The sequence below is a fragment of the Nonomuraea aridisoli genome (assembly GCF_003236395.1).
GTDB classification, from domain to species: domain Bacteria; phylum Actinomycetota; class Actinomycetes; order Streptosporangiales; family Streptosporangiaceae; genus Nonomuraea; species Nonomuraea aridisoli.
This window is the reverse complement of sequence record NZ_POUD01000390.1, coordinates 1-6700: the sequence shown is the minus strand read 5'-3', so window position 1 is coordinate 6700 and position 6700 is coordinate 1. Positions and strand designations below refer to the sequence as shown.

At 70.9% G+C, this 6700-nt stretch carries 5 protein-coding genes; 3 read left to right on the top strand and 2 right to left on the bottom strand.

All coding sequences use genetic code 11. From position 1 onward, the window contains the following. Positions 1-1017 (bottom strand): serine/threonine-protein kinase (locus C1J01_RS44935; RefSeq protein WP_146615967.1); only part of this gene is annotated, 1017 nt, incomplete at its 3' end. A gap of 180 nt (positions 1018-1197) precedes the next feature. Then, positions 1198-2202 carry a polysaccharide deacetylase family protein gene (locus tag C1J01_RS44930; protein WP_235855092.1) on the bottom strand — a complete coding sequence of 335 codons (1005 nt, stop codon included), beginning with the start codon at positions 2200-2202 and terminating at the stop codon, positions 1198-1200. A 324-nt stretch (positions 2203-2526) separates the two neighbouring features. Between C1J01_RS44930 and C1J01_RS44925 the strand changes: the two genes are divergently transcribed. The 3 genes from C1J01_RS44925 to C1J01_RS44915 all read left to right on the top strand — a co-directional run bounded on the left by C1J01_RS44925 (position 2527) and on the right by C1J01_RS44915 (position 6682). After that, positions 2527-4365, top strand: a complete 1839-nt coding sequence (locus C1J01_RS44925) for a multicopper oxidase family protein (RefSeq protein ID WP_220040433.1) — start codon at positions 2527-2529, stop codon at positions 4363-4365. A gap of 44 nt (positions 4366-4409) precedes the next feature. Then, entirely contained in the window at positions 4410-4769 is a 360-nt protein-coding gene (locus C1J01_RS44920) for an ArsR/SmtB family transcription factor (protein ID WP_111185123.1), read from the top strand. A 716-nt stretch (positions 4770-5485) separates the two neighbouring features. Next, positions 5486-6682 carry a sensor histidine kinase gene (locus C1J01_RS44915; RefSeq protein ID WP_111185122.1) on the top strand — a complete coding sequence of 399 codons (1197 nt, stop codon included), beginning with the start codon at positions 5486-5488 and terminating at the stop codon, positions 6680-6682. The last annotated feature ends 18 nt before the right edge of the window (positions 6683-6700 follow it).

Genomic DNA, 6700 nt, shown 5'->3' with positions numbered 1-6700 from the left:
GGGCAGGGTGGCGGGCTGCTGCGCGGGCCCGGTCACGGGACCGGCCGTCTGGGGAGGCGGCGGCTGGGTCGCCGGCGGCCGGACCGGCACCACGGAGCCCGTGCGCTGGTCGGTGATCGAGCCGGCCGACACCCTGATGAACGGCGTGGTGTCGTCGCCGGCCACCTGCACGCCCCGGGTGAGCACCGCCGTGGACGCGCCCACCGTGGACGACTGACCGAGCAGCCGCAGCAGGATCTGGTCGGCCGACGGCCGCTCGGCCGGCGACTTGGCCAGCGCCGAGCGCACGACGCTCCGCAGCGGCTCCGGCATCATGCCGACGTCGACCTCGTGGTTGAGGATCTTGTTGAGCACCACCGCGATCGACTTGCCCTCGAACGCCGGCTTGCCGGTCGCCGCGTACGCGATGGTCGCGCCCCAGGAGAACACGTCGGTGAACGGCCCGACGTCGTCGCCGGCGATCTGCTCGGGCGCCATGTAGGCGGGGGTGCCGATGGCGCGGCTGGTGATCGTACCGGTGGAGTCGATGATCCGGGCGATGCCGAAGTCGACCACGCGCGGCCCGTCGGCGGCGATCAGCACGTTGTCGGGCTTGAAGTCGCGGTGGACGATCGAGGCGTGGTGGATGGCGGTGAGCGCGGTGGCGGTGCCGACGGCGAGACGTTCGAGGACCGTGCCGGTGAGTGGCCCGTCGGCCTCGACGAGGTCGCGCAGGGGCAGGCCGTCGATGTATTCGCTGGCGATGTAGGGGGTGTCGCCTTCGAGGTCGGCCTCCATCACGCGGGCGGTGCAGAACGACGCCACCCGCTGCGCCGCCTTCAGCTCCCTGGCGAAGCGGGAGCGGGCGATGGTGTCACCGGTGAACTTGACGTGCAGCAGCTTGACCGCGGCGCGCTCGCCCTCGTCGTTGACGCCGAGGTAGACGATGCCCTGACCGCCTTCCCCGATCCGTCCGGACAGCCGGAAGGATCCCAGCTCGGTGGGATCGCCGGCGACCAGCGGCGAGATCTGCGGCATTCGTCATCCCCACGTGTCCTGAACCCCATCGACGCAAACTTTACGACGCCCGGCCGATTCACACGGATCTGTTAAAGCTTCGTGACGTCACGGCTTCGCCGCATTCATGGAGGTTCCCCGTGATGAGAACACACGAGAGCCCGGCCCGCCGCACGGGGGCCGGGCTCTCGCGCACGCCCGTCAGTAGGGCAGGCTCAGGGAGCTGAAGGACTTGCGCAGGTACGGCGCCTTGAACTTCGGGTACGCCACCGTGTTCACGTCGCCGTCGGAGGTGTACCGCATGTCAGGGTTCTTCTTCAGCCAGTCGAGCCAGGCCTCCGAGCAGAACTGGGCGCAGTCGCCCTTCTTCTCCATGACCTTGATCCGCGGGATCCCGGTCGGGTCGAACGACTTGCTGAACGGCGCCGGCGCCGGGGTGTACCCGGCCAGGAAGGCGCCCTTGTGGCGGTAGGCCTTGCCGCGCAGGGCCCAGTCCTTCTTCTTCGGCTGGGAGCCGTACGGCAGGGAGATGGTGACGGGCTTGGTGTACGACAGCGAGTCGATCGTCTTGGCGATCGAGCCGATCTGCTCCTCGACCTGCTCCTGCGTCAGGCCGCGCAGGTTGAGGTGGTCGCGGGTGTGGTTGGCGACCTCGAAGCCGTTGTCCTTGAGCCACAGGAGCGCCTGCGCCTGCTCCTCGCGGGTGTGCTTGCCGAACAGGTCGCGCGTCACGAAGAACGTGGCCTTCGGGCGCCAGCCCGGGTACTTCGCGGCCACCTCCCGCATGATCGCGACCGCGGTGTCCTTCTGGGGGACGCCGACGGCGTTCAGGGTCAGCTGCGAGGGGGAGGAGTCGTCGAAGGTCAGCACCACGGGGTGCTTGCCCGCCGGGACGTCGATCTTGCCGGTCACCATCTCGGCGGCCGTGATGGGCACGTAGTTCTCCTTGGCCAGCCGCTCCAGGTCGGCCCTGAACTGCTGGGGCGTCCTGTCGTCGGTGGTCTGCGGCTTCGGTATGACCCGGTGGAACATGAGCACCGGGATCTGGCCCAGCTCGTTGGCCCTGACCTTGGCGGCGTTGCGTACCTTCGCCTCCTTGGTGGCCTTGAGCCTGGCGGCTGCGTCGGCTTTGGCGTCCACTTTCACGACAGGGGGCGGCTCCGAGCCGCAGCCGGTCATGATCGCGGTCGCCGCGAGCACTCCCACCCCACTCAACAAACCCAGTCGCATCCGAACCCCCCGAGACGCGTACGACTGTGAGCGGCCCGCGATCGGCGGGTCACTGCAGGTAGCGATGTCCCTGCGAGGGGCTCTTACCCAGTTGATCAACTAAGGCACGCCGCGTCACCGTCAAGAGATCGTCCGGAACCCGCGCCGGTTATGACGGTTTTTTCACCAGCGTTGGCGAGGTCTTTACGCCGCTCGCCGCGGGACGGGCGATAAGCGATCCTGCGCGCCGGGTAGGCAAGCACGAACCTCGGCCTGGTCATGGCGCCGGCCGAGGCTTGTCGCTCTGACGGGGATGCGCTGATGGATCTGACGAGGAGAGAGTTCGGCTTTCTGGCACTGGGCGCCGGTGCGGCCCTGGAGTGGCTGCTGCGAAGTTCGCGGGACGGCGCCTCCCCCAGTCCGAGCCCCTCCTCCGCGCCGCCGCTGACCAAGTACGTCGACCCGGTGCCGAGGCTGCCGGTCGCCGAGCCGGACACCTCGGCGTACCCGGGGGCGGACCACTACGAGCTGACCATGCGGCAGCGGACCTGGAAGTTCCATCGCGACCTGCCCGCCGCGCAGGCATGGGGATACTGGGCCGGGCAGGCCGGTCTCGGCTATCTCGGGCCGACGATGGTCGCCCGCCGGGACCGGCCCGTGATCGTGCGCTACCGCAACGACCTGCCGGCCAGGCACCTGCTGCAGGACGCCGTCGACGTCACGCTGTGGAAGAACGTGCCCGGGGTGCCGCCCGACCCGCCCGGCGGCCGGATGCCGGAGGCGTTCCCCACCGGGACGAGCGTCTGGACGGTGCCGCACCTGCACGGCGGCTTCGACGCGGCGCAGTTCGACGGCGCGCCGATGGCGTGGTTCACACCCGACGGCCGGCAGGGGCCCGTGTACACCTCGATGGACGGCGCCGCCGCCAACGAGGTCGTCTACGCCTACACCAGCCGCCAGCAGGCGACCATGCTCTGGTACCACGACCACGCCATGGCGATCACCCGGCTGAACAAGTACGCCGGCCTGGCGGGCCTCTACCTGATCCGCGACGACTTCGAGGAGGGTCTGGCGCTGCCGCGCGGCGACTTCGAGGTGCCGCTGATCATCCAGGACCGGAACTTCACTCCGTCGGGGGCGCTGTCCTATCCGGCGAAGGGGCCGAGCCCGTACCACCCCAAGTGGAGCCCGAACTTCTTCGGCGCCACGCCGCTGGTGAACGGCAAGGCGTACCCGTACCTGGCGGTCGAGCCGCGGCGCTACCGTCTGCGCCTGCTCAACGGCTCCAACCAGCGGTTCTTCCACCTCTGGTTCTCCGACGGCAGGCGGGCGCGGCCGTTCTGGCTGATCGGCACCGACGGCGGGTTCCGCTCCGAGCCGCTGCGCCTGACCAGCGTGTGGCTCCCGACCGCCGCCAGGGTGGACCTGATCCTCGACCTCACCGGCGTGCCGCAGGGCACCAGAATCACGGTGCGGAACGACGCGCCCACGCCGTTCCCGCAGGGCAACGTGCACCTTCCCATTCCGGAGATCATGCAGCTCCAGGTCACCGAGCCGCTGTCCGGCCCCGACCGGTCGGCGCCGCCGGAGCGGCTGACCCTGCGGCCGGTGCCCGCGCTGGAGCCGACTCCGGGCCTGCCGCGGCGGGAGTTCGTCCTGATCGCCAATCGGGACGCGCACCACAAGTCGACCCACCTGGCCATCAACCAGCGGTTCTTCGCCGACCCGGTGGAGGACTTCCCCCGGGCCGGAACGACCGAGATGTGGGAGTACGTGAACACCTCGGGCGACGGTCACCCGATGCACGTGCACCTGGTGCAGTTCCAGATCGTGAACCGGCAGCGGTTCGACTCCGAGGCGTACCTGGCGGCCTACAAGGCGTGGGTCTCCCGGGGCCGCCGCCCGGAGGCCAAGCCCGTGCTGGCCCGCTACCTGCGGGGCGAGGCCGTGCCGCCCATGCCCGAGGAGCACGGGTGGAAGGACGTCGTCATCGCCCATCCCGGCTGGGTGACCCGGATCGTGATGAGGTTCGACGTGCCCGACGCCGTGGCGGGCGTGCCCGGCAGCGGGACCGTGTTCCCGGCCGAGTACGTCCATCACTGCCACATGCTGGAACACGAGGACAACGAGATGATGCGCCCGTACCAGATCGTCGCCTGACGCGTATCATTTAGACGGGCATCGAACTATTTCGGAGGTTCCGTATGACGGCCGCCACCCTGGAGGGCAGCCAGGCGACGGTCTGCTGCGCGCCCATCGCCCGCGAGCCGCTGGGCGAAGGCGACGCGGCCGAGCTCGCCGTCCTGCTCAAGGCGGTCGCCGATCCCGTACGCCTGCGGCTGCTGTCGATGATCGGCTCGCACGCGGGCGGCGAGGCGTGCGTGTGCGACCTGACCGACGCCTTCGACCTGACCGCGCCGACCATCAGCCACCACCTCAAGGTGCTGCGCACGGCCGGGCTGATCAGCGGCGAGCGGCGCGGCACCTGGGTCTACTACCGGATCATTCCGGAGACCGTGGCCAGGCTCGGCGCCCTGTTCGCCCCGCTGGCCCACACGCCGTAGACGGCCGTCACCCCCTCGGCCCGTACAGGTTGCCGAGGACGAGCAGGCCGACGGCGGCGGCGAGCCAGAGCAGCGCGCTCCCGCTCGGCCGTGGCCCGTCGCGCAGCATGATGATCCCCAGAGGGACGAACGCCGCGCAGGTAGCCGTGGATCGCCTCGATCGTCGGCTGCAGGCCCCGGACGTCGGTGAGCGATCCGCTGCGCCATCGCCGTGACGGCCGGCCACAACAGGATGTTCCCGCGAAGCAGGCATACGCACTGGCGATGAGCGCCGGGTGCCGGTCGTAGGCGGCGAGATGATCGGGGAAGAAGAAGGGAAACTCCACCCGTGAAGCACCCCGCTCAGGAGCAGCAGAGGACCGAACACCAACGCCAACGCACTCACCCAGCGCCCCGGAAACGCAGACCGTCGCCCCTGCCCGGCGACGAGCGCACCCTCGGCGACGCCGGCGGTGGCGTCGTGGGGAACGTCGTTGGCGGTGGGCCGGCCGCGGTCTGCCGTTCTGTTTCGCATGTTGCGCACGTCCTGTCCGCTCTCCGCGTCCGGCCCGGTGCCGGGGGCGCAGGAGCATGGTGGCGGGCGGGCGGCGCGGACGCGTCCGGCTCGGGTCTGACCTTCCGGCCTCGGACGACCGGCGGGTACGACCAGGGTCAGAGGGAATTGATCCGCCCCTGGTCTGATGCCGGAGAAGCCTGCAGCGCGGTACGTTCCTCGCATGAACGGGGCGTGGCAGCGGCTCAGCGCGGGCAAGGCCGTCGATACGGCGCTCGCGGTCGTCGTTGCGCTGCTCATCGCCTGGGCGATCGTCGATCCGCCGGGGCCGTCGTCATGGTGGCCCGCCTGGTCGGCCTGGCCGGTCGCGGCGGTCCTCGGCTTCCCGATCGCCCTCCGGCGTCACCGGCCGCTGCCCATGCTGGGTGCGGCGGCCGGCGCCGCCGTGCTGGCCACCACTGCCGGCGCCGTCGCCGCGGGTGCGATCTGGTTGTCGTTCGTCCCGGCGGCGCTCGCGCTCTACCAGGTGGCCGCCACCACCACGACCGGCCGGTCCGCGGCGAGCCTGGCGGCGTGCGTGACCGGCGCCACCGCCGCCGTCCAGGTCTTCTACGCGCAGGTCCTGCCCGGCCTGCCGGCCGCGCCGGCGCCCAGCGAGTTGCCGCCGTTCTGGCCGGTGGAGATCGGCGCGATCTGCGTGTTCATGGGCGCGGGATGGGCGGCAGGGGCGGTGGTCCGGTGGAAGCGGGAGACCTCGGCCCGCCTGGCCCGCCACCTCGCCGAGGCCGCGGTGGCCGACGAGCGCCGGCGCATCGCCCGCGAGCTGCACGACGTCATCGGCCACAGCATGGGCCTGATCGCCGTCAAAGCCACCGTGGCCAACCACGTCGCCGAGACCCACCCGCAGGAGGCCCGCGCCGCCCTGGCGGTCATCGAGCAGACCAGCCAGAGCGCGCTCACCGAGATCCGCCGCATGCTCGGCCTGCTCCGCGCCGACGGCGATCCCCACGACGACCTCACACCCGCACCCGGCCTGACCGACCTGCCCGAGCTGGCGAGCCACGCCCGCTCGGCCGGGGTCGACGTCGATCTGGTGGTGCGCGAGGAAGCCGCATTACCTCCCGCGGTGGCGCTGTCCGTCTACCGCATCGTGCAGGAGGCGCTGACCAACGTCATCACCCACGCGGGGCCCACCAGGTGCTCGGTCCAAATCGACATCGACGAACGCCACGCCACGATCGAGGTCCTCGACGACGGCCCCCGCCACCGCCGCGAGCCGTCAAGCGCCCGCCACGGCGGCCACGGCCTCATCGGCATGCGCGAGCGGACGGCGATGTACGGCGGCACACTGACCGCCGGCCCCCGCCCCGAAGGAGGCTTCCGGATAACCGCCCACCTCGCCTACGGCGGCCCAGCATGAGCCACAACCCACCACACC